Annotated in this window: 29 protein-coding genes and 2 riboswitches; of the genes, 8 read left to right on the forward strand and 21 right to left on the reverse strand. The window is 35.6% G+C overall.

Going from position 1 to position 25874, the window contains the following annotated elements; genetic code table 11:
• Window positions 1-48: 48 nt before the first annotated feature.
• From CRO45_RS09680 to CRO45_RS09710, 7 genes are all read right to left on the reverse strand, one after another.
• On the reverse strand, window positions 49-633 hold the full coding sequence (locus CRO45_RS09680; protein WP_408057129.1) for a ribonucleotide-diphosphate reductase subunit beta: 585 nt from the start codon (window positions 631-633) through the stop codon (window positions 49-51).
• Window positions 621-2714 (reverse strand): class 1b ribonucleoside-diphosphate reductase subunit alpha, encoded by a 2094-nt coding sequence (gene nrdE / locus CRO45_RS09685; RefSeq protein ID WP_097149460.1) that lies wholly within the window; start codon window positions 2712-2714, stop codon window positions 621-623. The genes CRO45_RS09680 and nrdE overlap by 13 nt, the downstream gene beginning before the upstream one ends.
• Window positions 2689-3069, reverse strand: coding sequence for a class Ib ribonucleoside-diphosphate reductase assembly flavoprotein NrdI (gene nrdI, locus CRO45_RS09690; protein WP_097149461.1), 381 nt, complete (start codon window positions 3067-3069; stop codon window positions 2689-2691). The genes nrdE and nrdI overlap by 26 nt, the downstream gene beginning before the upstream one ends.
• Window positions 3066-3290, reverse strand: coding sequence for a glutaredoxin family protein (locus CRO45_RS09695; RefSeq protein WP_097149462.1), 225 nt, complete (start codon window positions 3288-3290; stop codon window positions 3066-3068). The genes nrdI and CRO45_RS09695 overlap by 4 nt, the downstream gene beginning before the upstream one ends.
• A gap of 830 nt (window positions 3291-4120) precedes the next feature.
• A riboswitch (cobalamin riboswitch) is annotated at window positions 4121-4302 on the reverse strand.
• Between the two features lie 212 nt (window positions 4303-4514).
• Window positions 4515-6473, reverse strand: coding sequence for a methyl-accepting chemotaxis protein (locus tag CRO45_RS09700; protein ID WP_097149463.1), 1959 nt, complete (start codon window positions 6471-6473; stop codon window positions 4515-4517).
• 238 nt (window positions 6474-6711) lie between these two features.
• Window positions 6712-7707 (reverse strand): cupin domain-containing protein, encoded by a 996-nt coding sequence (locus tag CRO45_RS19840; protein ID WP_235864571.1) that lies wholly within the window; start codon window positions 7705-7707, stop codon window positions 6712-6714.
• 149 nt (window positions 7708-7856) lie between these two features.
• Complete coding sequence (locus tag CRO45_RS09710) at window positions 7857-8495, reverse strand: NAD(P)-dependent oxidoreductase (RefSeq protein ID WP_097149464.1); 639 nt, start codon at window positions 8493-8495, stop codon at window positions 7857-7859.
• Window positions 8496-8691: 196 nt separating this feature from the next.
• Here CRO45_RS09710 and CRO45_RS09715 point away from each other — a divergent pair, with 196 nt between their 5' ends.
• Window positions 8692-9135: an Rrf2 family transcriptional regulator gene (locus CRO45_RS09715; protein WP_097149465.1), complete on the forward strand. Its 444-nt coding sequence runs from the start codon at window positions 8692-8694 to the stop codon at window positions 9133-9135.
• A 31-nt stretch (window positions 9136-9166) separates the two neighbouring features.
• Here the strand turns inward: CRO45_RS09715 and CRO45_RS09720 are convergent, their stop codons facing one another.
• The 4 genes from CRO45_RS09720 to CRO45_RS09735 all read right to left on the reverse strand — a co-directional run bounded on the left by CRO45_RS09720 (window position 9167) and on the right by CRO45_RS09735 (window position 12958).
• Window positions 9167-10627: a protein adenylyltransferase SelO gene (locus CRO45_RS09720; protein ID WP_097149466.1), complete on the reverse strand. Its 1461-nt coding sequence runs from the start codon at window positions 10625-10627 to the stop codon at window positions 9167-9169.
• Window position 10628: 1 nt separating this feature from the next.
• On the reverse strand, window positions 10629-11168 hold the full coding sequence (locus tag CRO45_RS09725) for a D-glycero-alpha-D-manno-heptose-1,7-bisphosphate 7-phosphatase (protein ID WP_097149467.1): 540 nt from the start codon (window positions 11166-11168) through the stop codon (window positions 10629-10631).
• 164 nt (window positions 11169-11332) lie between these two features.
• A complete protein-coding gene (locus CRO45_RS09730; protein ID WP_097149468.1) occupies window positions 11333-11599 on the reverse strand; it encodes a DUF1292 domain-containing protein in 267 nt (88 codons plus the stop codon).
• 117 nt (window positions 11600-11716) lie between these two features.
• Entirely contained in the window at window positions 11717-12958 is a 1242-nt protein-coding gene (locus CRO45_RS09735) for a serpin family protein (protein ID WP_097149469.1), read from the reverse strand.
• A gap of 260 nt (window positions 12959-13218) precedes the next feature.
• Here CRO45_RS09735 and CRO45_RS20045 point away from each other — a divergent pair, with 260 nt between their 5' ends.
• A complete protein-coding gene (locus tag CRO45_RS20045; RefSeq protein WP_170949455.1) occupies window positions 13219-13374 on the forward strand; it encodes a hypothetical protein in 156 nt (51 codons plus the stop codon).
• 50 nt (window positions 13375-13424) lie between these two features.
• On the opposite strand, the gene CRO45_RS09740 is transcribed toward CRO45_RS20045, so the two are convergent.
• The 6 genes from CRO45_RS09740 to CRO45_RS09765 form a co-directional block, all read right to left on the reverse strand.
• On the reverse strand, window positions 13425-13670 hold the full coding sequence (locus CRO45_RS09740) for a hypothetical protein (protein WP_097149470.1): 246 nt from the start codon (window positions 13668-13670) through the stop codon (window positions 13425-13427).
• Window positions 13671-13800: 130 nt separating this feature from the next.
• Complete coding sequence (locus tag CRO45_RS09745) at window positions 13801-14664, reverse strand: hypothetical protein (protein ID WP_097149471.1); 864 nt, start codon at window positions 14662-14664, stop codon at window positions 13801-13803.
• The gene (locus tag CRO45_RS09750) at window positions 14661-15833 is read right to left on the reverse strand and encodes a Ger(x)C family spore germination protein (protein WP_235864575.1); all 1173 of its coding nucleotides are present in this window, start codon (window positions 15831-15833) and stop codon (window positions 14661-14663) included. Before CRO45_RS09750 ends, CRO45_RS09745 begins: the two co-directional genes overlap by 4 nt.
• Window positions 15834-15838: 5 nt before the next feature.
• On the reverse strand, window positions 15839-16939 hold the full coding sequence (locus tag CRO45_RS09755; protein ID WP_097149473.1) for a GerAB/ArcD/ProY family transporter: 1101 nt from the start codon (window positions 16937-16939) through the stop codon (window positions 15839-15841).
• Entirely contained in the window at window positions 16936-18765 is a 1830-nt protein-coding gene (locus CRO45_RS09760) for a spore germination protein (protein ID WP_170949456.1), read from the reverse strand. Before CRO45_RS09760 ends, CRO45_RS09755 begins: the two co-directional genes overlap by 4 nt.
• A gap of 100 nt (window positions 18766-18865) precedes the next feature.
• The gene (locus CRO45_RS09765) at window positions 18866-19624 is read right to left on the reverse strand and encodes a YqjF family protein (RefSeq protein ID WP_097149474.1); all 759 of its coding nucleotides are present in this window, start codon (window positions 19622-19624) and stop codon (window positions 18866-18868) included.
• 172 nt (window positions 19625-19796) lie between these two features.
• Here CRO45_RS09765 and CRO45_RS09770 point away from each other — a divergent pair, with 172 nt between their 5' ends.
• Entirely contained in the window at window positions 19797-19979 is a 183-nt protein-coding gene (locus CRO45_RS09770) for a small acid-soluble spore protein H (protein WP_097149475.1), read from the forward strand.
• Between the two features lie 172 nt (window positions 19980-20151).
• Here CRO45_RS09770 and CRO45_RS09775 read toward each other — a convergent pair whose 3' ends face one another.
• The 4 genes from CRO45_RS09775 to CRO45_RS09790 form a co-directional block, all read right to left on the reverse strand.
• On the reverse strand, window positions 20152-20526 hold the full coding sequence (locus tag CRO45_RS09775) for a DUF423 domain-containing protein (protein WP_097149476.1): 375 nt from the start codon (window positions 20524-20526) through the stop codon (window positions 20152-20154).
• Window positions 20527-20599: 73 nt separating this feature from the next.
• Complete coding sequence (locus CRO45_RS09780; RefSeq protein ID WP_097149477.1) at window positions 20600-20926, reverse strand: YnfA family protein; 327 nt, start codon at window positions 20924-20926, stop codon at window positions 20600-20602.
• 121 nt (window positions 20927-21047) lie between these two features.
• On the reverse strand, window positions 21048-21254 hold the full coding sequence (locus CRO45_RS09785; protein WP_097149478.1) for a zinc ribbon domain-containing protein: 207 nt from the start codon (window positions 21252-21254) through the stop codon (window positions 21048-21050).
• Window positions 21255-21379: 125 nt separating this feature from the next.
• A complete protein-coding gene (locus CRO45_RS09790) occupies window positions 21380-21871 on the reverse strand; it encodes a copper resistance CopC family protein (protein ID WP_170949457.1) in 492 nt (163 codons plus the stop codon).
• A 180-nt stretch (window positions 21872-22051) separates the two neighbouring features.
• Window positions 22052-22161, forward strand: a riboswitch (TPP riboswitch).
• A gap of 106 nt (window positions 22162-22267) precedes the next feature.
• On the opposite strand from CRO45_RS09790, the gene CRO45_RS09795 reads away from it, so the two are divergent.
• From CRO45_RS09795 to CRO45_RS09815, 5 genes are read left to right on the forward strand one after another with little or no spacing between them, the layout of a single operon-like run.
• Window positions 22268-23278, forward strand: coding sequence for an ABC transporter substrate-binding protein (locus CRO45_RS09795; RefSeq protein ID WP_097149480.1), 1011 nt, complete (start codon window positions 22268-22270; stop codon window positions 23276-23278).
• Between the two features lie 15 nt (window positions 23279-23293).
• Window positions 23294-23584: a thiamine-binding protein gene (locus CRO45_RS09800; protein WP_097149481.1), complete on the forward strand. Its 291-nt coding sequence runs from the start codon at window positions 23294-23296 to the stop codon at window positions 23582-23584.
• Window positions 23584-24342, forward strand: a complete 759-nt coding sequence (locus CRO45_RS09805; RefSeq protein ID WP_097149482.1) for an ABC transporter permease — start codon at window positions 23584-23586, stop codon at window positions 24340-24342. The genes CRO45_RS09800 and CRO45_RS09805 overlap by 1 nt, the downstream gene beginning before the upstream one ends.
• A 1-nt stretch (window position 24343) precedes the next feature.
• Entirely contained in the window at window positions 24344-25084 is a 741-nt protein-coding gene (locus tag CRO45_RS09810; protein ID WP_170949458.1) for an ABC transporter ATP-binding protein, read from the forward strand.
• The gene (locus CRO45_RS09815) at window positions 25081-25851 is read left to right on the forward strand and encodes a TatD family hydrolase (RefSeq protein ID WP_097149483.1); all 771 of its coding nucleotides are present in this window, start codon (window positions 25081-25083) and stop codon (window positions 25849-25851) included. The genes CRO45_RS09810 and CRO45_RS09815 overlap by 4 nt, the downstream gene beginning before the upstream one ends.
• The last annotated feature ends 23 nt before the right edge of the window (window positions 25852-25874 follow it).

A 25874-nucleotide genomic window follows, 5' to 3' on the forward strand; every position in this document is an offset into this window, starting at 1 on the left:
TACGTTAGGGTGTTTCTTGAATTCAAAGAGTTTTACTTGCGCCACAATTTAACGCAAGATTAGCGAAATAATTTCAGCACTATTTCGTAATGTGCCTTGTCCACCTAAATACAATGGATAGAAAAATCCTGAATAGAATAAAAATGATTCAAGCATTACAGATGCGTACATTGCTTTCCATAAGCTTTCAGGATTGCCTTCTTCGATACTGTTATAGATTTCACTAATTTTATTTGCTTTGTACTGTAAGAATTCATTGTTCTTCACCCATTCAAATAGCTCGTCAATTTCGGAGTTTTTGCATAGGGTTGTGAATATATAAGAATATGATTTTGCGTGAATGGCTTCAAAGGATCCAAAGACAGTTAAAACAGCTTTTTCCTGCAAATCTGTTACATGGGCTGCTATTTCATTCATCCCTATATTGGTTTGAACTGTATCGAGTAATGTAAGCCCCGCTAAAACTTTTTTGTAAGTCTCTTGATACTCGAAGCTTTGCCATTGCTTTACGTCTTTCGATACAGCGATTTCTTCGGGAAACCAAATTTGTTTCCACTGTTGTTCCCAGAACACTTGGGCTAGTTCACTCGTTGGTTTATTCCAATTAACTGCTTCATAGATTAAATTTGACATGCTACACACTCCTCAAGGGTTTGTAATCGTTGACGAACATAGTAAACGGACTTTATGCCGCGCGTCCAAGCGTAAATATAGATTTTCGCTAGTTGCTCCGTTGTCCACTGATCCGTTACATAAAGTGTCATTGATATTCCTTGGTCTACATGCTTTTGAGCTGCTGCATACAAATCAATCATGTCATATGGATTCACATCGTATGCTTCAACATATAAGTGAGCATTATCATTTGATAAGTGTGGCATTGGATAAATCGTTCGGCTATCCGCATAATCGCGAATTTCCACGCGTTCTGTACACGGTGCGATGGAGGCTGTGCAGGACCTTATATAACTTATGGAACCCGTTGGCGCAACTGCTAATCTATAGCTGTGGAACAGACCATATTTCATGACATCTTCTTTTAGTGCATACCACATTTGTTTCGTGATAATCGGAATATTACCCAGAGCTTTTAAAACAACTGGCGACACTTCTTGCTCGTCTTTATTCACATATTGATTAAAATAAACTCCCGAAGCATAATCGCTGTCTTCATAACGATAGAACGTTTCCCCACGCTCTTTTGCTATTTCCATAGATGATTTAAGAGAATAGTAGTTCATCGCTTCCATAAAGCAATCAATAAAATCGATAGAGTCTTTCGAACCGTAAAGGATTCCCTGTGTTACGAGGTGTCCATGTAAGTTCATTGCACCAAGCCCTACAGAATGCATTAGTTGATTCGCTTTTGCAACTGAAGGTACGTTCTTAATGTTTGTCATTGTTGAAACATTTGTTAGAAGGCGCATTGATGTGTCTATTAACTTCCCGAAATCTTGCACTTTGCTTGCTGCATGTATATCGATCGACCCTAAATTACACGAAACGTCTAAGCCGTATTCATTCTGCTGATCTTGGTCGGTGATGTTGCTTGTTTGCTGTACTTGCAATATTTCTGTGCATAGATTCGACATCTTCACCCGACCAATTCCTTTCAATGGGTGGGCTTCATTTACATTATCATCGAAAATTTCGAAGGGGTATCCAGATTCAAACTGTGCCTTCTTCACTTCTGTATAAAGCTTTCGGGCATTTAGGCGCTTAATCTGACGAATGTTTGGATTGCTTAATAGCTCTTCATATATTTCAGTGATTGAAATTTCAGACATCCGTTTATCGTATTCTTTATAAATATCGTAAGGACTAAATAGCACGATATCTTCATCTCTTCTCATGAGCTCGAAGAAAATGCTTGGTATGATAATGCCTGTGGATAAAGTTGCTAGGCGGATTTTTTCGTCGGCGTTAGGCTTTTTACTTGAAATGAAGTTTTCGATATCTGGGTGAAAAATATTTAAATAGGCGACCCCGCTACCATTTCGCTGGCCAAGCTGGTTCGAGTAAGAGAATGAATTCTCAAGTAATTTCGCTACTGGTAGCACACCGCTTGCACGATTCAAAATACCTTTAATCGGATCCCCCAAAGGTCGCAAATCTGTTAAATTAACTCCAACACCCCCACCTAATCGTGATAATTCGAGACAGTACCCGATATTTTCAGCAATACTGTTCATTGAATCATCCATCGTTAGTTTGAAACAGCTCACTAATTCTCCGCGCGCTTTCTTCCCACTATTTAAAGCGGTTGGCGTTGCTGGTTGGTATGCATCCATCATTGCTTCCACTGCCCGTTCCGCAAGCTCTTGATTCCCTTGGGCTAAATACAATGCAATAATGACAATGCGATCTTCATATTTTTCTAGAATTTCTTTTCCATCACGACTCTTCATGGCGTAGCTGTCATAAAATTTGCTAGCACTCATGAAAGACGGGAAACGGAAATTGTGTCGGTATGCTTTTTCGTACATTTGTTTAATAAATTCCATATCGTACAGTTCAAGAAATTCTTTTTCATAGTAGCCTTCATCTATTAAATAACGAATCTTTTCTTCAATCGTAATAAAATTTCGTAGTTTTGGATTTACATACTCCAAAAAATAATGACGCGTTGCATCATGGTCTTTTTCTAATTCTAATTGGCCAGTTAAACTGTACTGATTTAAAACTTCATTATTTAATTGTAAGTAAGTTTTCATTTTTCACCCTCGTTTCGTAAAACTGTTGAATTGCATCATAATCAGCTTGAAAGCCTCTTAATTCTAATTTTCGAACTAGTGGAATTTGATAAGCTTTCGCAATTTTGTCTCCAGCTCCACCAAAGAAGCTATGGCCAAAATTGCTATTCCCACTTACGACAACCCCTTTGCATAGTTGACCATTTGCTTGAAGAAATTGCGCCACTTTTGCGGGCACTTCTCCAAGGCGATCCGTATAAGTTAATAAAAGATATGGCTTGTCCACTTTTAAGGTTTCCGTCAATTCAATCGATTCCGCTTGTAATTTAGAGACGATGTATCTTACGTTTCCAGTCCGACTTGCATAGACAATCATTGAGTTACCAGCTCAATTTTTGAAACAATCTCCTTCACATCCCCTATAAACTCTCCGTTATGTTCAAGAACAGGCACACTTAAAAATCCAGCATTTAACACTCGTTGTTTGGCTTGTTCATCATGATCAATATTAATAACCTCTGCTTCAATACCGGCATTCTTTAATTCAGCCTTTACCCACATGCATTTTGGGCAGATTGTTTTCGTGTACAGTTTCATTTTTTATCCCTCTTTCTTTGTATTTAAATTGTTTCTGCTCTAAACGGTCTATAAAAGACATTTTGAATGGATATCGATACCCTTTTGACCTTTAAAGGACCTATTAAAGACATTCCTTTGTAAATTCCGCATCCTTTTGTCCTTTAGAAGCCCTATTAAAGACATTACAGTTCAATTTCCGCATCCTTTTGTCCTTTAGAAGCCCTATTAAAGACATTTCAATGCAAATTCCGCACCCTTTTGTCCTTTAGAAGCTCTATTAAAGACATTACTGTGCAAATTCCGCATCCTTTTGTCCTTTAGAAGCACTATTAAAGACATTTCAATGCAAATTCCGCACCCTTTTGTCCTTTAGAAGCCCTATTAAAGACATTTCAATTCAAATTCCACATCCTTATGTCCTTTAGAAGCACTCTTAAAGACATTACTGTGCAAATTCCGCACCCTTTTGTCCTTTAGAAGCCCTATTAAAGACATTTCAATTCAAATTCCACATCCTTTTGTCCTTTAGAAGCACTCTTAAAGACATTCATTTGTAAATTCCGCACCCTTTTGTCCTTTAGAAGCCCTATTAAAGACATTACTGTGCAAATCCCGCATCCTTTTGTCCTTTAGAAGCCCTATTAAAGACATTTCAATGCAAATTCCGCACCCTTTTGTCCTTTAGAAGCTTCTATTAAAGACATTCCAATGCAAATTCCACACCTATTTGTTCTTTTGAGCAAAATAAAAAGGCTATCTCTTCGAAAAGAGATAGCCTGGAAACGTTCAGCAATTGACAAATGGATACAATAAGCTTACGTCTCCATTCCTCAATCCCCGAAGAAATGATTGATCGGTTTTATGAGGCAGGTCTCCTGGCTTTGCTTCATCCTCCGATTCCCTTCCCATGTATATTCACACAGTGGATCATGAATCATCGTCAGCATTACAGTTGCGGGGACAGCGTCGGATTTACACCGAACTTCCCTATTAAACTACATATAGTAGTACCTCCACAAAACTTACACAATATATTGTTTTTAATTACAATGGTTAGTGTACCATATACTAACAATAGAGTAAATCTATAAATCTCTTTTAGGTCTTTTAGAATAGATAAGTAAGCTTCACAATATTAAATGCCCATAAGCATCAAATTATCACGGAAATAATCATAGAGCCATTGAACTCTTCTAAAAAAAGAAGGGGTAGCCGTACATCTCCAGCTCCCCCTTACAAAACTTAATATTTAAATTGTTGAACTGTTTGTTTTAATCTTTCAGCCATTATAGCAAGTTCATCAGCTGAAGCTGCAATTTCCTCCATGGAAGCAAGTTGCTCTTCTGTGGAAGCTGAAATATTTTGCACACTCGCCAAGTTTGTTTGAGAAAGTTCTTGTACAATATCTGTAGCATCTGCTACTAAATTGGCGTGATGAGACATCGCTCCAGTAGCTACTGAAACTTCTTCCACTTCATTTGACACTTCAATCACATTTTCACGGATACTTGAAAACTTCTGGCCCGCTTCATTCATGACATCAATTCCTTTAGATACTTCTGCAGTACCAGCTGCCATTGTATTTACCGCTTGCTCGGTTTCAATTTGAATATGTGTAATAATGTCAGCAATCTGAGTTGTTGCTTTTGAAGATTGTTCAGCAAGTTTACGAACTTCATCTGCTACAACGGCAAAACCTTTACCAGCTTCACCAGCTCTTGCTGCCTCAATCGCTGCATTTAAAGACAACAAGTTTGTTTGATCTGCAATTTGTTTAATAGTTTCAACAATATTACCGATGTCCGCTGAACGTTTACCTAAATTCGTAACTGCTCCTTCAATCGACTGAACAGATAAGTTAATGGATTGCATTTGCTCAACAGCCTTATGAATCGTTTCGTCACCAAGTTGTACCTCTTGTAGAGCTTGTTTTACTTTATTTGTTGCATTATCCGCTTTTTCGGAAATCACTCTAATATTTGTTTGCATTTCCTGTGTAGCTTGGGAACTATGATTCGCAGCAACAGATTGCTGTTCAGCTCCACTTGCAAACTGTTGAATAGAGTCTACAATTTGGTTTGTTGCTTTTTGATTCTCTACTGTGCTTGCAGTTAATTCCTCAGATGAAGCGGCTAGCGTATTGGACTGTTCACTTACTTGTCGAATGACTGTTTGTAATGAGTCCACCATTTTATTAAAGATATTTGCTAACTTGCCAAATTCGTCGTCTTTTTTAAGGTCAATTTTTTCACGTAAATCGCCTTCTCCAATTCTCACAGCAGATTCACCTAATAATCGTAAGGGTCTTAAAATTGAGCGAATAATCGGGTACCCAATTAAGAATCCGATAACAATTGAAATTAACAGTACAATTGAAGTTACTTTCAATATACTATTCGTTGCAGCAGAAACATCTTCTTTCATTAATGTTCCAACAACATACCAACCTGTTAATTCATTTTGTTTATAGAATATCTGTTTATCAACGCCATCTTCATTTATTTCAAAATTACCAATCACATTGCCTGACATGTGAGTACTATATCGCTCGTTCGCTTGGGTACCATTTTCAATAGTGGAATCAGCTAAGTAAGTTTGGTTCGCATCCATTATGGAAGCATAGCCACTCTCCCCTACTTTGATGGCTTTAGTTAAACCAACAATTGTTTCTAAATTGATGTCGATTGAAACAACACCTGAACCGTCATTTAATACAGAAGCCACTGACATCGTTAGTTGACCAGTTGCCGAAGAGATATATGGGTCAATAATTACTGGTTCCTCAGGATTGTCCATTGCACCTGTATACCACGGTCTAGTAAATGGATCATAGTCGTCATCATAACTATAATATGGATTTCTTAAAAGATTTCTCCCTGGTTGAGCAATAGTCACTGACTCTACTCTTTCTTCAATACGATTATACTTATCTAATTCTTTTATTATCTCTTTTTCAGTCCAATGACTTGAGATAATTGTACGGTAGTACTTAGCTTGTTCAATAACCGGTCGAATCTCTTTCGTAATGAGCGTATCTAATTGTTCTACTTGTTGCATTGCACTATTACTAAGTTCTGACTGAAACTCTTTGCTAGCGTTTATGTAAGAAATCGAACCAATTGCTATACTTGGAACGAATAAAATAAAGATAAAGGTTAAGATTAAACGAACCTTTACTGATATGCTTCTCCTGTTGTTCATACTGTACTTCCCCCAAATTTAGTGACACTTTACTCTACAATAGTGCTAAGCAAAATGAATCGAATGGCACCACTTTAATTTTCTTTAACTTAAACTATATTACTATAAATGTTTGATAAGAAGACATTAATTTTCAAAATAAACACCAGGCTAACTTCTATTTCTACTAAACGTCTCTTTTCCCCATCAAAAAAGGCATTTCTTCCTTAGGTAAGAAATGCCTTTCTATTAATTAATATCACTCTTCCATTTGTTCTTCGGCAGCTTCTGCATCTTCTTTTGTTCTATGAATTGTGCCATGAGGATGATGTGGAGGTGCATAGATTGAATAAATTTTAAGTGGTTTATCTCCTGTGTTAATAATGTTATGCCATTTTCCAGCAGGTACTAGAACGACGTAATCATCATAAACATCTTCTTCAAAGTCGAATTGTTTTTCGTTTCTACCCATTCGTACAATTCCTTCGCCTTCTTCAATGCGTAAAAACTGATCTGTATCTGGATGCATTTCAACACCAATTTCTCCACCTACATCAATACTCATTAACGTCAATTGTAAATGTTCTCCTGTCCATAATGCTGTACGGAAGGTATTGTTACGCTTTGTTATTTCATTAATATCTACCACAAATGGATCAGGTCCGTAATCCTTTATTTCTTTAGTTAATGATGGAATATCCGTGTTTCTAAGATTATCAGTATCATTAGAATTATTAGAGTCACTAGGGTTATCTATTTTAATTTCATTGTTAGGGTTAATAGGATTTTCTGATAATGAAATTCTAATTGCATTGAATCTTGTTGCATGTTTAATTTCATCTGAAAAAGCCCGGAAGAATACATCTCGAATTGCTTGATTTCTTGTTTTTAAATATTGGTTACGATAGGTTTCGTAATCTTTCAATTCGTCTTCGAAAGCCTCTTGTAATCCTTCTTCAAATGTATTAAACGCTACTCTTTCCACTTCATACTGGGGATGACGCTTTGTTAAAGTGTAAAACAAATTTACAAAGCTCTGTAAGTGCAATCTTTCTTCTTCAGCAATTTTTAGAATATCATTTTGATCTTTAGAGTTTGGCGCAAGTTCAGCTAGCCTACTATAGAAATCTACAGCAGCAGCTTCACCTTTCATGGCATTTAAAAGCGTTTGAAGAAGACCATCTTCATTGTACATTGGGGTATATTGGTTAGGGCTTCCATTAAAGCGCGGAAAATTATTGTTCAGTGTACTCATCCTTTCAATCAAATTCCCCTTGGCGTACTTACATTCAAGATTAGAATGATGATAAAACATTCAAATTAGCATATGCCCAAATCACAAAAAAGTTATAGATAAATAAAAAAAGCTAAGCTCCTCATAAAAAGAACTTAGCTCATAATTAGTTATTGTTTTTCACCTACAACAGTGAATCTTTCTTTTACATGTTTCGCATTTTCAATTTCATCAACAAGGGCAATTGCATAATCTGCATAACTAATATAACTTTCACCTTGAGAATTTACTAATAAATGGTCTTTCCCAGCCTTATATGTACCTGTACGTTTTCCTTCAGGATCAAACATAACTGATGGACTAATGAATGTCCAATTAAGATCTGTTGTTTGTTGTAGCTCTTCTAAGTTACGACCTTGACCTGTTGCTGTTGGCTTAAACATATCTGGGAATTCCGGTGTATCTAGTAATTTTACTGTTTTCGCTTCGTCCACGTAAAGGCTACCTGCACCACCAACAACAATAATTCTTGTGTCTGTGCCTTTAGCAGCTTCAATTAATGCATGTCCTGCATCAACATGTGCTTGTTCTTCTCCAAGCGGAGCCCCAAATGCATTCACCACAACATCAAATTGTTTCACGTCTTCAGTTGTTACATCAAAAATACTCTTTTCAATAACTGGAAAAGCTTTATCTGTTAACTTAGATGCATCACGAACGATTGCTGTTACTTCGTGTCCGCGCTCTTTAGCTTCTTTTAAAACAAGACTTCCAACTTTACCAGTAGCTCCAATAATACCAATTTTCATAAGATCCATCCTCCAATTATATGAATAAAAATCCATACTGTAACTATAATTGTTACCTGTAACTATAATAGTTACATTTCATTTCAATGTCAATTAACTTATACTGTATAAGTATAATTAGGTATAATAGATTGTAATCAAATGTATGACATTCATATAAATTAAATTTAGTTCTATATAAAGAAAGGTGACCTAGATGTCAATCAGCAGCCGTTTTTCTGTTGGCATTCATATATTAGCTTTACTTGAGATCAATAAAGATGGTAAAAACACATCAGAACTTTTAGCAAGTAGTGTTAATACGAATCCAGCTTTAATAAGGAAAATTATGGGTATGTTAAAAAAAGCCGGGTTAGTTGAAATCCACCCCGGAATTGCAGGTGCTAAGCTTGCGAAAGGTTTATCCGAAATTACATTTCTTGATGTGTATCAAGCGGTCAATGTAGTAAATGAAAATGAGTTATTTAGTGTCCATGACAATCCAAACCCTAATTGTACTGTAGGGAGAAATATTCAAGAATCGATCATGCCTATTTTCTCAAATGCCCAATTAGCACTTGAAACCACATTATCAAAAGTTACCATTGAAGATGTCGTTATGGATATCGTTCATAAAGAACATGAAAATACTTCAAAATAAAAGCGAAAGAAGGTTTCCCCTCTTTCGCTTTTTATGTTCCACAAAATGTTCTGTATGGAATTGTTGATGGCGCGGGTACGGAACAATATTCTTCTTTAACAGAATCATAATCGTAGGGATCTGCTAAAGCATTTAACAGATTTTCCATAACACTAAGATCACCATTCTCTGCAGCTTTTAACGCTTCTTCTACTCGGTGATTACGTGGTATAACAGTTGGATTGCTGATTCTCATTAACTCTTGTGATTCATCTCTAGATTGTTCTTGTCGGTTAAGACGTGCTTGCCATTTTTCATACCACACTTGGAATGGCTTTGTATCAAATAGCAATAAGTTTTCCAGTTTATTCATTGTTAAGCTACGGAATGTGTTTGTATAATCCGCTTTATGTTGGTACATGAGCTCAAGGAGTTCATTTATAAGATGTAAGTCTGCTGGCTCCTCATTGAACAAACCTATTTTTGCCCGCATTCCTGCCGACCAATTTTCTTCGTAACGTTTTGGATACTCTTCTAAGATACTTTGTGCAATTTCTACCGCTTTTTCTTCGTCTTGATCGATTAAAGGAAGTAACGACTCTGCAAATCGGGCTAGATTCCACAATCCAATCTTAGGTTGATTTTCATAAGCATAACGTCCGTGGGTATCAATTGAACTAAAGACCGTCTTTGTATCGTACGTATCCATAAATGCACATGGTCCATAGTCGATTGTTTCCCCACTAATCGTCATATTATCCGTATTCATCACACCATGGATAAATCCTACAAGCATCCATTTTGAGATGAGATCTGCTTGTCTTTTAACCACTTCGTGTAGGAAGTTACCATAACGCATTTCATCATTTTCAATATCTGGATAGTGTCTTACAATGGCATACTCAGCTAGTGTTTGTAAATCCTCAATTTTTAAGAAACCAGCTGCATACTGAAATGTTCCTACCCTTAAATGACTTGCAGCAACTCTTGATAATATGGCACCTGGTAAATCTGTTTCTCGAATAACAGGATCACCTGTAGTGACAACAGCTAAACTACGTGTCGTCGGTATACCCAATGCATTCATAGCTTCACTTATAATATATTCACGTAACATCGGACCTAAAGCAGCACGACCGTCTCCACCTCTGGAATAATGTGTTCTTCCTGCTCCTTTTAGTTGAATGTCCATTCTGTTACCTTCTGGTGTAATCTGCTCACCAAGTAATACAGCGCGGCCATCTCCTAACATCGTAAAATGACCAAATTGATGTCCTGCATAGGCTTGTGCTAAAGATTCTGCCCCTTCAGGCAGTTGATTTCCTCCAAAAATCGCTTCTCCTTCTTTACTATTTAAGAGTTCTGGATTTAAACCGAGGGATTCAGCCAATGATTTATTTAAAACTACTAATTTTGGTGAACTTACAGGTGTAGGTTTAGTCGGTTTAAAAAAGGATTCCGGTAGACGTGCATAACTATTATCAAATTTCCAACCTATATTATTTTCAGCCATTTCAATCCTCCTTTTGCGCTTCTGTAATGATCCATTCACTAGCAGCATATAAATCTGGAAACGCTGCATCTGCAAGGGGATCACTCCCACCAATAAATACTGTTCTTGTTCCTGCCTTCTTACCTGCGATTATATCCGTATCCGTGTCGCCCACCATATAGGATTTCGATAAATCCACATCGTATCGTTGTGCTAAATCTTCAATAAGCTTTGCATTCGGTTTTCTACAGTCACAACCTTCTTTTGGTTTATGTGGACAATAAACCGCTTCATGAATGATTGCACCTTCTTTTTTTAATTCCGAAATCATATGCTCGTGTATTTTTTGAAGTTGCGTTTCCTTCATATAGCCTAATCCTACTCCACCTTGGTTCGTTACGACAAAAATAAAATCAAAATACTCATTTAGATTTTTAACCGCTTCAGCAACCCTAGGTAAGAAATATAAATCTCGAGGCTTATTCACAAATTTTACTCTTTTCGTTAATACTTCATTGATCACACCATCTCGATCTAAAAATACAGCAGTTTTCGTTTTCACAATTGAACTCTCCTTATAAACAAACACTAAATGGGGTCATGTTATTTTCCCATTAATCTTACGTAAGTATTCATGATGTTAAATATGTATGATCAAAATCTTCAACCTAATTAAAAAGTTGGCAACTACTTAGTAGAGCCAACTTTATCATTTCTTATTTTAATTTATTCATCTTCTAAAATCTCATCAAACGCATTTGAAACTTTATCAAATTCTTCGTCACTTTCAATGGCCTCGAAATCGCCTTCTTCATCTACTCTTAAGAAGAACACGTCAATCTCTTCATCGGTTTCTTCTTTTAAATCTTCTACAAACCCTACTGCAACATACTGTGTACCTTCAATATTAATTGCTGCAAGGACTTCAACTTCTTGTTCTTCACCATCTTCTTCACCAATCGTGAAAATTTCCCCAACTTTAATCTCTTCCATGGATAAGTCCCCTCTCTCTAATAAAACATTCATTATTATTTTTTATCAAATTTGCTACGAATCATTCACTGTCTGAATTACCATCTTATAGAAGTTTGCTTATTAATAACACCATACTTATTTTGGATTTGCAATAGTTCCCATGAAAAGAATCGCATTTGACGTCTCATCAACAATGGCAATAAAGAATGGTCGATTCACTTCCATATGAAATGGTTTATACGTTGGTTGCATAGATGTTTCTGAAACGATGACAGATGTTACTGCGGCAGCTTCTGTCCCTTCCTCGTTCAAATCTATATAGGTTTTTTGTTTTACACTTGTAATAGCTGAATTAGATGTTCCTTCAATCATTTTTGACAAGTTAGCATTGTTAAAGGCTGTTGACATTCCTAGTGCTTCTAATGTTTCTCTTAGTTCAACTTCATACTCTAATGTAAATTTAGGAAGTAATACAGTACCTTCTGTTTTATAAAAACTGCTTTGCCATTCTTGCCACTGTTCCATTGTAAGCATTTCTTCAAATTCTTTAAGGCTAACATTTTCGTTTGGCAAAAATACCTTCATTGTTATCTTTTCATCGCCATATGGAAGAGAAACAGCTTGGAACATATTATTTTTTGTATATGACAGCTCTTCATGCATTTCCATTAACGGCACTTCAATCGTCGAGCCGTCCTGTAATGTAAATTTCTTTTCTTTCGTTAATGATGTGTCAAAAGGATAAGTCCAACTACCTTTAAAATAAATTGCGTTTATAAGCATCGTTATCATATCTGGACTTAAGTTTTCTCCAACGACATTGTCAATTTTTCCATTTGTCTTGTTATTTACCCATTCATTTATCGTTTTTGGAGTCTGTGGATTTTGAACGTCAATTTCCGTAATTTCAGCGTTATAATAATCCCTATTTGTTGACGCAAACTCAGCTTGGAATTGATATTTATTATTCAACCAAATTGAATTCGCAATGTTTAATTGGATTTTATCTGAATTATGATCAAGCAATGTCATTAATGAAGCGTTAGCTCTATTTAAATCTTCTGGTGTCAGTCCATCCACATTAAGCACATTTTCTAACTCTTCCTTCGTTACTCCATCCGCACCGTTGTACACCATGGAAAGAGCCATAAATAAACTTGTAGGCGAAACGAACACATTTCCGTTTTCACTTCTTGAGACTTTGGATAGTAAATCAAAACCTAATGCATTATTTGAAGATACTAGATCTTTATAATCTTCTTCTCCAAACTCAACATTACTGGAAATTTTCAATGTATTCCCCGTAGACAAAGAAGTAGTACCACAACCAACGAGAACCAAACTAATTGAAAACATCCAGATTAAAGCTTTTCTCATCTCATCACCACCTTAATAATTTGACTAAATCATTAATTAAAATGTTACAAAATTTATATAATCTTCTTAAACAAAACACTGAAACATAAGGCAATAGAATAAATATAAGGACCTCTAAAGTATTGCCTATTTTAATAGCGTTTATAAAATGAAATTAAAAATCTCATTAAAGATTTGTTAAAGGTTGCTTTTTTAAATGTACATTGAAAAATTTAGGGTGGGTAAACTATGTACAAGATGATTACACGGAGGGATATGGAATGAAAAAAGAAGAAAAGTTAAATGAAGAAGCAGCTATGAATAATAATTTAGGTTCCTCAACACTTCAAATGAATCAGGATATTGCAAAACAACATGTAAAACCTAAAAGTACAAAGTCAAATAATGAAAAAAAATCTAACTTAAAATTGAATTAGTAAAAATACCAATAGGCAACAAATAATTATCTGTTGCCTTTTAATTCTACCTATTCTTCTTGGATAAATTTAACCACGTCATAACCACATTCTTTACACGCAAACAAATGGGGGCAAATTTCGTCACTTGCTGTATTTGGATAGCCATCTCCCATTTTTACGGTCTCTTCATCATTATAATGACCATACGGATCTAAAAAATCTGATACTTTACCGGAGTCTTCTAAAAGAATGTTACAGTTGGAACAGTAAACTTTTAATTCTTTTAAAGAGTTACATAAAGGACAAACTGCCATTTCACATAGCTCCATTTCTAAATAGTATGTAGTACTCCATCTAGTATTACCTAATGCTGAACAGTTTCATGACTCTATTGAATGAAAAAAATAAAATTGAGCATTTCATAATGAAAAGAAATGCTCAACCTTATCCACTTTGTCCTTTTGAAAATTTCGATTGAAACTTTTTAAATATCGACTTTTTTTGTTGATTTTGATTGCCATTTGAATTTTGCTTGTCTTGGGAATTTTGATTCCTCTTGGCGTTTTGATTACTTTGGGAATTCTGATTCCCGTTGGCATTTTGATTTCCTTGGGAATTCTGATTGCCGTTGGCATTTTGATTTCCCTGGGAATTTTGATTGCCATTGGTGTTTTGATTTCCTTGGGAGTTCTGATTGCCATTGGTATTTTGATTTCCTTGGGAGTTCTGATTGCTATTGGAGATCTGATTGCCACTAGCATTTTGATTTCCTTGGGAATTCTGATTGCCATCGGTGTTTTGATTTCCTTGGGAATTCTGATTGTCATTAGCGTTTTGATTTCCTTGGGAATTCTGATTGCCATTGGCGTTTTGATTTCCTTGGGAATTCTGATTGCCATTGGCGTTTTGATTTCCTTGGGTATTCTGATTGCCATTGGCGTTTTGATTACTTTGGGAATTTTGATTTCCATTAGCGTTTTGATTACTTTGGGAATTCTGATTGCCATTGGCGTTTTGATTTCCTTGGGAATTCTGATTGCCATTGGCGTTTTGATTTCCTTGGGAATTCTGATTGCCATTGGCGTTTTGATTTCCTTGGGTATTTTGGTTTCCATAGTAATTTTGATTAGTATTGATATTTTGATTACCTGTAGAGTCCTGATTTTCTTCTTGCACCTTCCATGGTGGATCTACATTTTTATGAATTTTTTGATTCCATTTGTGAATGCCATAAGGAATTGCAAATGCCAAAAAAGTACAAAAAAATGTAAAGAGAGTAGGAAAACGTTCCATTATTATTCTCATCATCTAAACCTACTCCCATCTGATGTTTTATTTATCGTTCCCGGTCTTTCTATCAATACATCTATATCGAAAGTGATTTTACTTTTAGAAAAGTAGTTTTCACCGATTTCCCAATTATTTTTCATTTGTTCCCATAACTTAGGATGATAATGATGTAAGTAAGTCCCTAATCCTAAAACATCGGTCATATAATCTTTTTGTAATTTTTCAACAGCTTTCTCAGTTAGTTCACTTATTTTTTCCTTAAGTTCTATTTCAAATTTTTTGTGTACCTCCTCTTTCATGACATCCTGATTTCCATATTGTTCAGCGATTGTACCATTTACCTTAAGATTTATTTTAAATTGTAAGTTGCTCGGATCATTATTTTCTAATTGAAATTTATGGTCAATTCTAAGCAGTTCAATTGCAGCTACTTTTCCATCAACCTCAATGTTAAGCGTACCTGTATTTTTTTCTTCTATAATAATGTTTAACCCTTTCGCTTCATCGCCTTTTAAAGTACCGACCATTTGAGCCTTTCTTCCGTTATAGACAGCAATCCCTTCGTAATCAATAATTTTAGGCTCTAGCTTTTTTAATTGTGGAAGTGTAAAACTTTCCTGTTGTAATACTTTTTCTTGGATATCTCCAATTCGAATCGATTCAACCGTTTCAATATTACCTCTAATTTCCAATAACTCACCGATATAGTGGGAAGGAAGCTTTTCATCTTCCGGTTCAACAGATAATAAATCACCAGCTTTTCCGCTAGCAATGGCGATTAACATTCCCCTACGCATATCTTTTTCACGGAGAAATACATCAATATGTTCTTTAAATAAATTAGGTTGTTTTATTACATCTTCCGAAAAAAGAATAACCCTTAAATGAGTTACATCAGTCACTCGACTCGTTTGTTTAAGCGTTTCTCTATTATTATTGATAATTGTGTCCCCAGTCGCAGATAAATTACGATAAGCAGGACCACTACCTCCTCCACTCAAAGTAACGAGTTGCTCTGGAACTATAAGTTGAGAAGTTAACTTAATTTTTGATGATTTGGACGATGATTGTTCTTCTGCAAGATCTATTCCAACTCCATAAACAAATGCCCTTTTCTCAAGTTCTATCTTGTCCCAACATCCTGTAAGGAGTAGCAAAATTACTATTAATAAAGTTATTTGTTTCATACAATTCAATTTTGATTACCACCCTTCACTTTATAGGTGATTCCTAAAAGGATAGTGATTAATATGATTAGAAATAACATGGAATTGGATAAAAACCTACCAATTGTTGTTAGTTCGATATAATTAACCGGTAATGAACTAAGTAGGAAAACTAATGGTGACAAAAAATAGATAAGTTTCATTTTATTAGCTTTTTTAAATAACATCATCATTAGTAAAATAACTAAATCAAATGATATTAATGTTGTTGTAAAGAGAATCATTGTCCAAATAACAAATACGATGACATCAAATCGCTCAAAAAAGCCACCTGGAATTTCCACTGCTCTAGATAGATCAAAAGATGGAAAAAATAAGTTACTCGTTGTAGCATTTCCGAATGTTCCAACGCAAACTAGAAAAAGAAATAGTGAAAAAATTACAGCTATGAGGATTCCTTTTATGGCCATTTTAGGAGTGTTTTTTGGCTCTTTAACAACTTCAATATAAAAAAGAATAATACTAAACCCTAAAAACACATGAACACCAGAATAACTAGCTCTTAAGTAACCTTCGAAATCAGTTTGAAATATAGGTAATAAATTTTCCAATTTAAATAAACCTATCGGAAGTAATGTTAGAAGTAATAATCCAACAATAACAGTAGGATAAAACAAAACAATCAAACGAAAAATTCCAGCACGTGATCCAGCGACTCCATAGACAACAACCAAAAGAAAGCTTAAAGAAATCACTTGGATTGGCGTTTTATCAAACAAATATTGATGCGCCAATACACTAACTTCACGTACTTGATAGGATGACACTAAAATAAAATGTAGAATAAAAAGTACTGAAATAATTACCGCTATCGGTTTTGAAAGTAAATACGAAGTAAAATTGAAAAAGGATTGATTTGGAAAAGACGATGCAATTTTAGCTATGAGCCAAGCTAAAAAACATGCAATGCACCCGCCAATCAAAATTGGTACCCATCCATCCGCAGCACTTGTATCCTCGGCAATTATTCTTGGGAACGTTAATGTTGTAATTCCTATAATATTAGTAGTGACAGTAATCATGATGTCCCGGTCACTTATAAACCCATGGGTTAGCGTAGGTTTCATTTACTACTTTGACCTCCATCATTGATTTTTTTTATATCGTCTGTTTTCAAATATGGTGGACGTTTTGTTAGTGTCGTAATTGGTGCTCGTATAAGTAAATTTTTTAAGTCCCCTAAAAAATATGGCGCAAATGGTGATGAGTATGGAATACCCATACTTTTTAAATTCACTACATGAATCGCAAGCAATATAAATACAAGAATAATTCCGTATAGTCCTAAAATTGATGCTCCAATTAACAAGGCATACCGAATTACTCTAACAGCCATTGCCAAGCTATTATTTGGGATTGTGAATGTTGCAATTCCAGTAAGAGATGTAACGATAACAGTTGCAGGTCCTACTATACCTGCACTAACTGCTACTTCTCCAATTACAATTCCTCCAACAATACCAATGGTAGCTCCAATAGCTTTTGGCATTCGAATCCCTGCTTCTTGTAAAATTTCAAATGTAACAGCCATTAATAATACTTCAACAATTGCCGGAAAAGGTACGTTTTCCCTAGTTGCTGCAATTGAAAAAGTAAGTTGCGATGGAATCATACCAGGATGATATGCTATCAATGCTACATAAATAGCTGGTAAAAACACTGCAATAAATGCAGAAATATAGCGTAGAAACCTTAACAGTGATCCCAATAACCATCGTTGATTGTAGTCTTCAATTGAAAGTAACGCATCCCCTAAAGTAATGGGTGTTATTAATCCAAAGGGACTTCCATCTACTAGAATTCCTATTTTTCCTTGGAGTATATTATATGTTAATCTATCGGGTCTTTCTGTATCTAAAATTTGTGGGAACGGTGAAAGAAAACTATCCTCTATCCATTGTTCAACAACTCCTGAATCAGGAGCAAAGTCAATATCAATTGTTTTTAATCTTCGATTCACTTCATCCAAAATATCTTCATTGACTATACCAGCAACATAGCATACTGCAAGCTTTTGTTTGGAACGCCGACCAATTTCATGAATATCAAAGCGTAGATTGGGATCCTTAATTTCCTTACGGATTAAAGATAGATTCGTATTAATGTTCTCTACAAATCCTACACGTGATCCCCTAATGACGGATTCTGATTGTGGTTCATCAATGGAACGTTTCTCACCACCGACAGTATCCATGATTAAAGTTGTTTGCTCACCATCTAAGATAAAGATCGAGTTACCAGACAACAATGCAAATGATAATTCGTCTAAAGTCTTCACTTTCTTACTATCTGTAATAGCTATTACTTCTGTTAATATTTGGTCTAATAAAGTGGAATTAGACTGCGAGTTATTTGACTGTTCGTTACCTGACTGACTGTTTTGGGACTGATTATTGTTGTTTGATTGACTGTTTTGGGATTGACTATCGTTGTTTAATTGGCTATTGTTTGTCCCTTGATTCATTGATTTGTTGCTACTTGTTTGATTGTCACTTGATTGGGAATTGTTTGACTGCTCTTTATTGGATTGGTTGTTTTTCTGATCATTACTTGATTGATTGCTATTGTTATTTGACTGATCTTTGTTTTGACTCGATTGAATCTTACTTGATTGAACTGCTTTTAATATATTGTTGTTTACTAGGTCAGAATTTGTAATTCCACTGATATATAAAATCGCACATTTCGTTTCTGTGCTACCAACTTTAGTTTCCCTAACGACTAGATCACTTGGATTACCAAGCATTGTTTTAATCGTTTCAATATTTTTCGCCAAATCTTTTTCGATTGTAATACTAAATTCTTCACCTTTATTATTTGGTGAATTGTTGTTATTTGTATTGTTATTTTTGGGCTTATTACTATTTCCTGTAAAAATATATCTCATGCTCATGCTAATAACTCCCATAAAAGGATTTGCTTCTTATTGTGCTATAAATTTGAAATTATATACTCCAAAGGAAAAAGTTAAGGGAACTTTTCACACTTACCAGTTATTCATTTTTCGAACATGGTAATATTGGCCAAATTCGAACTACTGCCTTTTTAGAGTAGTGAAAAATTGGTTTTCCAACGGATGATAATAAGTTGAATTGTTTCAATATTGAATTGTGTTGAAAGTCCACATCCGCATCTTGGAGCAACCATGAACGATGTAAAATATCACTACGAAACGGCTCGCCTTTGTCATTAACTGTATAAAGACAATACCTTTCCACTAACCACTCTTCAAGCGTTCCTTTTTTCGCAAGTCTCGGTTCAGAAATAGGACGGTATTTCCACCATAAATTTTCTTCATTTCTCCTGTAGGGGGCACTTTCAAAATGGATGGTGTCCCCTACTTTTTTATAATCCATATTTAAATAAACATAAGGAAGTCTAAAGGATTGCTTTGCCATTTTTGCTGTCAGCCAGTTCGCTGCAGCAAGGTTGAAAAAATATACTCCCGGTTTTCCATTTATCTGGATGTATGTACGAACATTAAATCCTAGAAATTGACTTAATCCTGGTATAGGTGGAAGACCACGGGCTCTAACTGAAGTGGTTAGATAAGGAACGATCGAAATCCATCCTGTATTGTTGAATGTATCAAGTGTTAGCGACTGGGGAACTAATTTTGAGAGTTCCTCTAACTTTACTGGATAATGAATAAACAAATTATCTAACCAAGTTTGTTTCATTACCCAAGGAACTTTTCTAGGATGACTTAAACGTTGGTGTTCGTATGAGTTTGTGTTGAATTGCTCATTCATGGTGTTTCACCTCTTTAAAGGTTGTATCATTTTTCATGGCTTTCCTCATTTTTCTCAACTTTGGCCAATATTAGACAAGTTGAGTTATGTTTTGAGCGAATATTTTATATGGAGAGTTGTTAATAATGAAGAAGAATGGATGCTACTTTACTTAACATAGGAGGATTCAAAGTTGAACATTCAAAGAGCCCAGGAAATAGCAGAGTCAGGCCATTTAGCAAAGGTATTTTATAATGGGGAACGTGTTTACATTCAACACGTTGATGAACAAAAAGAAACAGCAAGAATTTATCCTTTAGATGATCCACAAAAAGAGCAAGAAGTTTCTTTATCTAGTTTAAAAGAGATGAATTAAGTACGTATAAATAATAAAGGACATTTTACTGTGATAGATACAGTAAGATGTCCTTTATCGATGTTATTATAGACATTTTGAATGGATTTCCACACTCTAATGTCTTTTATAAACCCTCTTAAAGACATTTCCAACGGATCTTACCTCTCGAATGTCTTTTATACTCTAAAATTTAATTAATTACCTCAACTACAACCAATGCCCACGCCACAAGGAATAAAAGACCACCAATTGGTGTGATTGCTCCTAGTTTTTTCACGCCAGTTACAGAGAGTACATATAAACTTCCGCTAAAGAAGATGACTCCAACAAACATTAAATAAGTCGCCCAAGTTAATAACGAAGATTCCCCTATTAACGCATCCATTGATAAGATCCCGATTGCAAGTAGACCTAACGCGTGGTACATATGGTATTGCACACCCGTGTTCCAATATTGTTCATGTTTCGGTTCTGGGAACTTGTCCTTTAAAGCATGCGCACCAAATGCCCCGAGTACTACACCTAAGAAAGCTAAGCCGGCGCCTAGTAATAAACTAATATTCATAACGACTCCTCCAACTATGTATTTCTGTTTTAACTATATAGATTTCAAGAGATGTGTTCAATTCATTTAGAAATTATCGCCGAGGTGCTAAGAGCATTACTGACACACCAATTATACAAATACAAGCACCAATCCAATCATAAATATCTGGTGTTTTCTTATCAATCCCCCATCCCCATAAAACAGAAAGGACGATGAATACTCCTCCATAAGCTGCGTACACTCGACCAAAGGATGGATACGCCTGCCATGTCGCAATAATGCCATATAACACTAATGCCACTCCACCAAACAATCCTAACCATGCTGACCTATCTTCTCGTAGCCATTGCCATATTAAATAGCCACCACCAATTTCCGCTAACCCAGCTAAAATAAACAACACCGCTGCTTTTATCAAATTGATCACCCTTTTATTCAATCATTCATTTATTATTTCATTATTTAATAAAAAGGTGAACTTTTACGTATTAAAAGAAACGCCAATCCAGAATAAGATTGACGTTTCTTTTTACCAAATATTATCCTCCAAAGAATAAATCCAATATATTCATACCTCTTGGGGAGTCTTTATTATAAAACTCTGAATATCCACAGCTTTTACAATACACAACTGTGAATTGATTGTGTTGAACATCAAACATTCTAGATAACCCAGTTCCGGTCATTGCCACTTCTTTTGTATCTGCGTTGTTACTTCCACATTTAATACACCCTTGCTTATTCATCTGTGTCGTCCCCCTTTGCTTTACTACTTCTACGAATCTAAAGTCATCAAGTTTCACTTAAGTAATAAAACTTCCAACCAAAAAAAAGCATGGATTAAGCTACTCCATGCTTTCGAATTTAAAGTTTAAAACCTTCTTCTTCTTCCTTTACTCGGTTTTGTTACTAGTGAAAGAATTACTATGATGACTAATGCACCTATAATAATTACAAACCAATTAAACGAAGACCCTTCTTCACTACCTGTTTCAGTAGCTGCCTCTGCTTGTTCAGCATTATTAACCATAAATAAATAACTGCCACTCATTGGATGACCGTCTTCACCAATAATATTCCATTTAACTTCATATGTACCGCTTTCTAGTGGGGTTTCTATTTTTGCAATCATTGTATCGTTATTAACTGAAATTGTAAGTGGTATTTCTTCACCATTTTCATCTGTTAGTGTTGCTATACTCTTACTTTCAATAGGTGTTTCAAATACTAACGTAAGTTCATTTATATTTCCTTCAATAATTTGTCCATCTGATGGGGTTGTTGTCTTAATATCTGTGTGGGCAAAGGTTGTCTGAGCAAAAACAAACAATAAAAATAAAGTAGTAATTAAAACCTTCTTCATATCATCCTCCTTCATATTCCCCTTTTGTACAATATATTGTTATCGATGAACATTTAGACGTTTATTAGACACTATTCATCTTTCCTTGCCTATTAAAATCGACAAATTAGGTAGAAATATATATTGCTATTGTAAATCTCGCCCAATTATTGCTACAATGAATAGTGCAAGTTCATATCGAGAAGAATGTAGGGGAGCTGGTGTGGCCAGCTGAGATTGTATCCTTTAGATACTAACCCTTAGAACCTGATTTGGTTAATACCAGCGTAGGGAACATTGACTTCAAATTTACTTTCATTTGAATCAATATGTTTATTTACGTCTGGGATGTATCCTAGGCGTTTTTTTATTCTTCGAGTATGAATTGACAATTCATATGAATGGGGGATCTTATCAATGAAAAAGTTATTTATGTTGCTAGTGGTTGCTGTTTTAGCCCTTGTTGGCTGTCAATCACAACAACAGTCAAACGAAACAGAGACGAATTCAGCTAATGAATCGTCTGACCAATTACAAAAAGTATCTGTCGTTTTAGATTGGACGCCAAATACAAACCATACTGGTCTATATGTAGCGAAAGAAAAAGGTTATTTTGAAGAACAAGGCTTAGACGTTGAAATTATCATGCCTGGCGAAGCAGGTTCCGATCAACTTATCGCTTCTGGAAACGCTGAGTTCGGTGTGAGTATACAAGAAAATATTACCCTTGCACGTACACAAGGAGTACCAATTGTATCGATCGCAGCAGTTATCCAACATAATACATCGGGCTTTGCTTCACCTGCGAACTTAAATATTGCTTCTCCAAAAGATTTTGAAGGGAAAACTTATGGTGGCTGGGGTTCACCGATTGAACAAGCTGTACTAGAAACAATTATGAATGTTGACGGTGCAGATATTGATAAGTTGGACATCGTGAATGCTGGTAATGCAGACTTCTTCACTATGAACAATCAAGGTATTGATTTTGCTTGGATTTACTACGGTTGGACAGGCGTTGAAGCGGAGCTTCGTGGAGAACAGATTAACATGGTTTATTTAACGGATTTTAGTGAAAAATTGGACTACTATACGCCGGTCCTAGCAACAAATGAAAAAATGATTGAAGAAAATCCTGATACAGTAAAAGCGTTCGTAGCAGCGGCTGCTAAAGGTTATGAGGATGCAATTAATAATCCTGAAGAAGCTGCTGGAATTTTATCAGCTGCTGTACCTGAACTTGACGAAAAATTAGTAGTAGAAAGTCAAAAATGGTTAAGTACAAAATATCAAGATGATGCACCTCGCTGGGGTGAACAAAAACTAGAAGTTTGGAAAAATTATGCTGACTGGATGACGGACAATGGTGTTTTAGAAGGCGAATTTGATCCGGAAAAAGCATTTACAAACGAATTCTTACCGGAATAAGGAGGGCGTCTATTTATGGCTAATGCATTAGTTAGTATTCAAATCTTACCTAAAACAAAAAGTGGCGAAGATGTAATTCCATTAGTCGATGCAGCAATTGCTGTGATCGATGAGTCTGGTGTTAAGTATCAAGTCAATCCATTAGAAACAACAATGGAAGGAGAACTTTCACAGTTGCTTGCAATCATTGAAAAAATGAATGAAAAGATGATTGAATTAGGTTGTCCAGGAGTACTGTCCCAAGTGAAAATTTCGTACAATCCATCGGGGGTTTCAATGGAGAAATTAACGGAGAAATATCGTTGATGAGGACGTTTTGGCAACGAGGAGGAAAGTCTTTTCTTTTCCTCCTCTTTTTATTCATCTTATGGGAAGTACTTGTACGACTAACAGAAACGCCGAAGTGGTTATTACCAGCTCCTAGTGATGTTTTAAAAGAAGCGACTGTGGGATTTGACACTTTTTCTGGACACATATTCCCTACAATTTCCTTGGCATTGATAGGCTTAGTGATCGGAAGTAGTGTCGGACTCATCATCGCTATCATTCTTTACCGTCTACCTAAAGTAAATGAATTGTTCTATCCATTATTAATATTGTCGCAAAACATACCAACGATTGTCCTTGCTCCCCTACTAATTATTTGGTTTGGGTTTGGAATGTTGCCAAAACTAATTGTCATCAGTCTTGTATGTTTCTTCCCAATCGTTGTAGCGAGCATGGATGGATTTAGACAAACTGCTCCAGAACTGAAACATTATATGCAAATGGTTGGTGCATCTCGTCGTCAAATCTTTTGGAAATTGGAGTTTCCACACTCCCTTCCCTCGATTTTCTCAGGGCTGAAAATCGCCGCAACTTATAGTGTAATGGGTGCTGTTATTTCAGAGTGGTTAGGAGCGAAAGCAGGTGTTGGGGTTTATATGACTCTTGCCCAATCATCCTTCCGAATTGACCGCGTATTTTTAGCTATTTTCTTTATTATGCTATTAAGTGTTATTTTGTTCGGTGTGATTCGCTTGATAGAAAAACTTTTAGTTAAAGGCAGAAACGAGGGTGCTTAATATGTTGTTAAATATAAATAAATTAAATAAAACATTTGGGGACCTTCATGTATTAAAGGACATTAACTTAACAGTAAATGAGGGTGAATTCGTTGCAATTCTTGGCCCTTCTGGAAGTGGGAAAAGCACTTTATTTCAACTAATAGGTGGAAATCAAATTCCTGATCAAGGCGAAATCTTCTTAAATGATGAACTAATCAACGGGAAAAAGGGTTTTATTAGCTACATGCCTCAGCAACCTTCCCTCTTCCCTTGGAGAACTGTTTTGGAAAATGTTGTACTAGCAGCTGAATTAAAAGGTAAACCAAATTATGAAGAAGCTAAGCAATGGCTTGCAAAAGTTGGTTTAGCTGATTTTGAAAATTCTTATCCTATTGAATTATCTGGTGGAATGAAACAACGGGTATCATTTATAAGAGCTTTACTAAGTAAGCAGAACTTACTTTGTTTAGACGAACCATTTTCAGCCTTAGATGAATTTACAAGGTTGAAAATGCAAAAGTGGCTTCTTTCTGTTTGGGAGGAAAATCGTAAATCGATTTTGTTTATAACTCATAGTATCGAAGAAGCAATCTTTTTAGCTGATCGAATCTATATACTATCGAAAAGACCCGCTGAAATTAAAGCAGAAATTAAAGTGCCCTTCTCTCGACCGCGTGATGAAAGGTTACTTGAATCAAGTGAATTTTTCACTTTAAAACAAGAAATCTTCCAATATATAAGGGAGGAAATTACCGAATGATCATTGATGCTCATATTCATTTGGATCAATATGAGAAGGACGCTCAAAATAAGATACTTTCCACATTAAACGAACATCAGGTAGAAGCTTTAATTACAGTGTCGTTTAATTTGGAATCTTGCTTGCAAAACCGCGCATTTTCAATGTTAGATACTCGAGCGAAACCTGCTTATGGTTTTCACCCAGAACAGGATATCCCAACCCAAATGGAAATCGACCAACTATTTTCTTGGATGGAACAGCATAAGGATGAAATGGTGGCTGTCGGAGAAGTTGGTTTACCTTATTATAAGAAGTTAGAAAACAATGGTCTTTTAGATTACAAGCCCTATATGAGGTTATTAGAAAGATTTATAGAATTCGCAGTTGAATGTGATAAACCCATTGTACTTCACGCAGTATATGAAGATGCTGCGTTAGCATGTGATTTGCTCGAAAAACATCGTCTAACTAAAGCGCATTTTCACTGGTTTAAAGGTGATCAACCAACTGTGAAACGAATGATTCGTAACGGTTATTATATATCTGTTACGCCCGATGTATTATATGAGAATGAAATACAACAATTGGTGAAGAGGTATCCTCTTGAGTTGATGATGGTCGAAACGGACGGTCCTTGGCCATTTGAGGGACCATTTGCAAATCAAATGACGGAACCAAAAATGATTCATCAATCCATTGTGAAAATTGCAGAACTTAAAGAACAACCAGTAGAGAAAACGAAACGAACACTCTATGAAAATACGAAGAGGTTTTATAATATTTAGTGTTATCGTGATGAAAGCATGAG

This window comes from Ureibacillus acetophenoni, from assembly GCF_900220965.1.
In the GTDB taxonomy this organism is placed as follows: Bacteria; Bacillota; Bacilli; order Bacillales_A; family Planococcaceae; genus Ureibacillus; species Ureibacillus acetophenoni.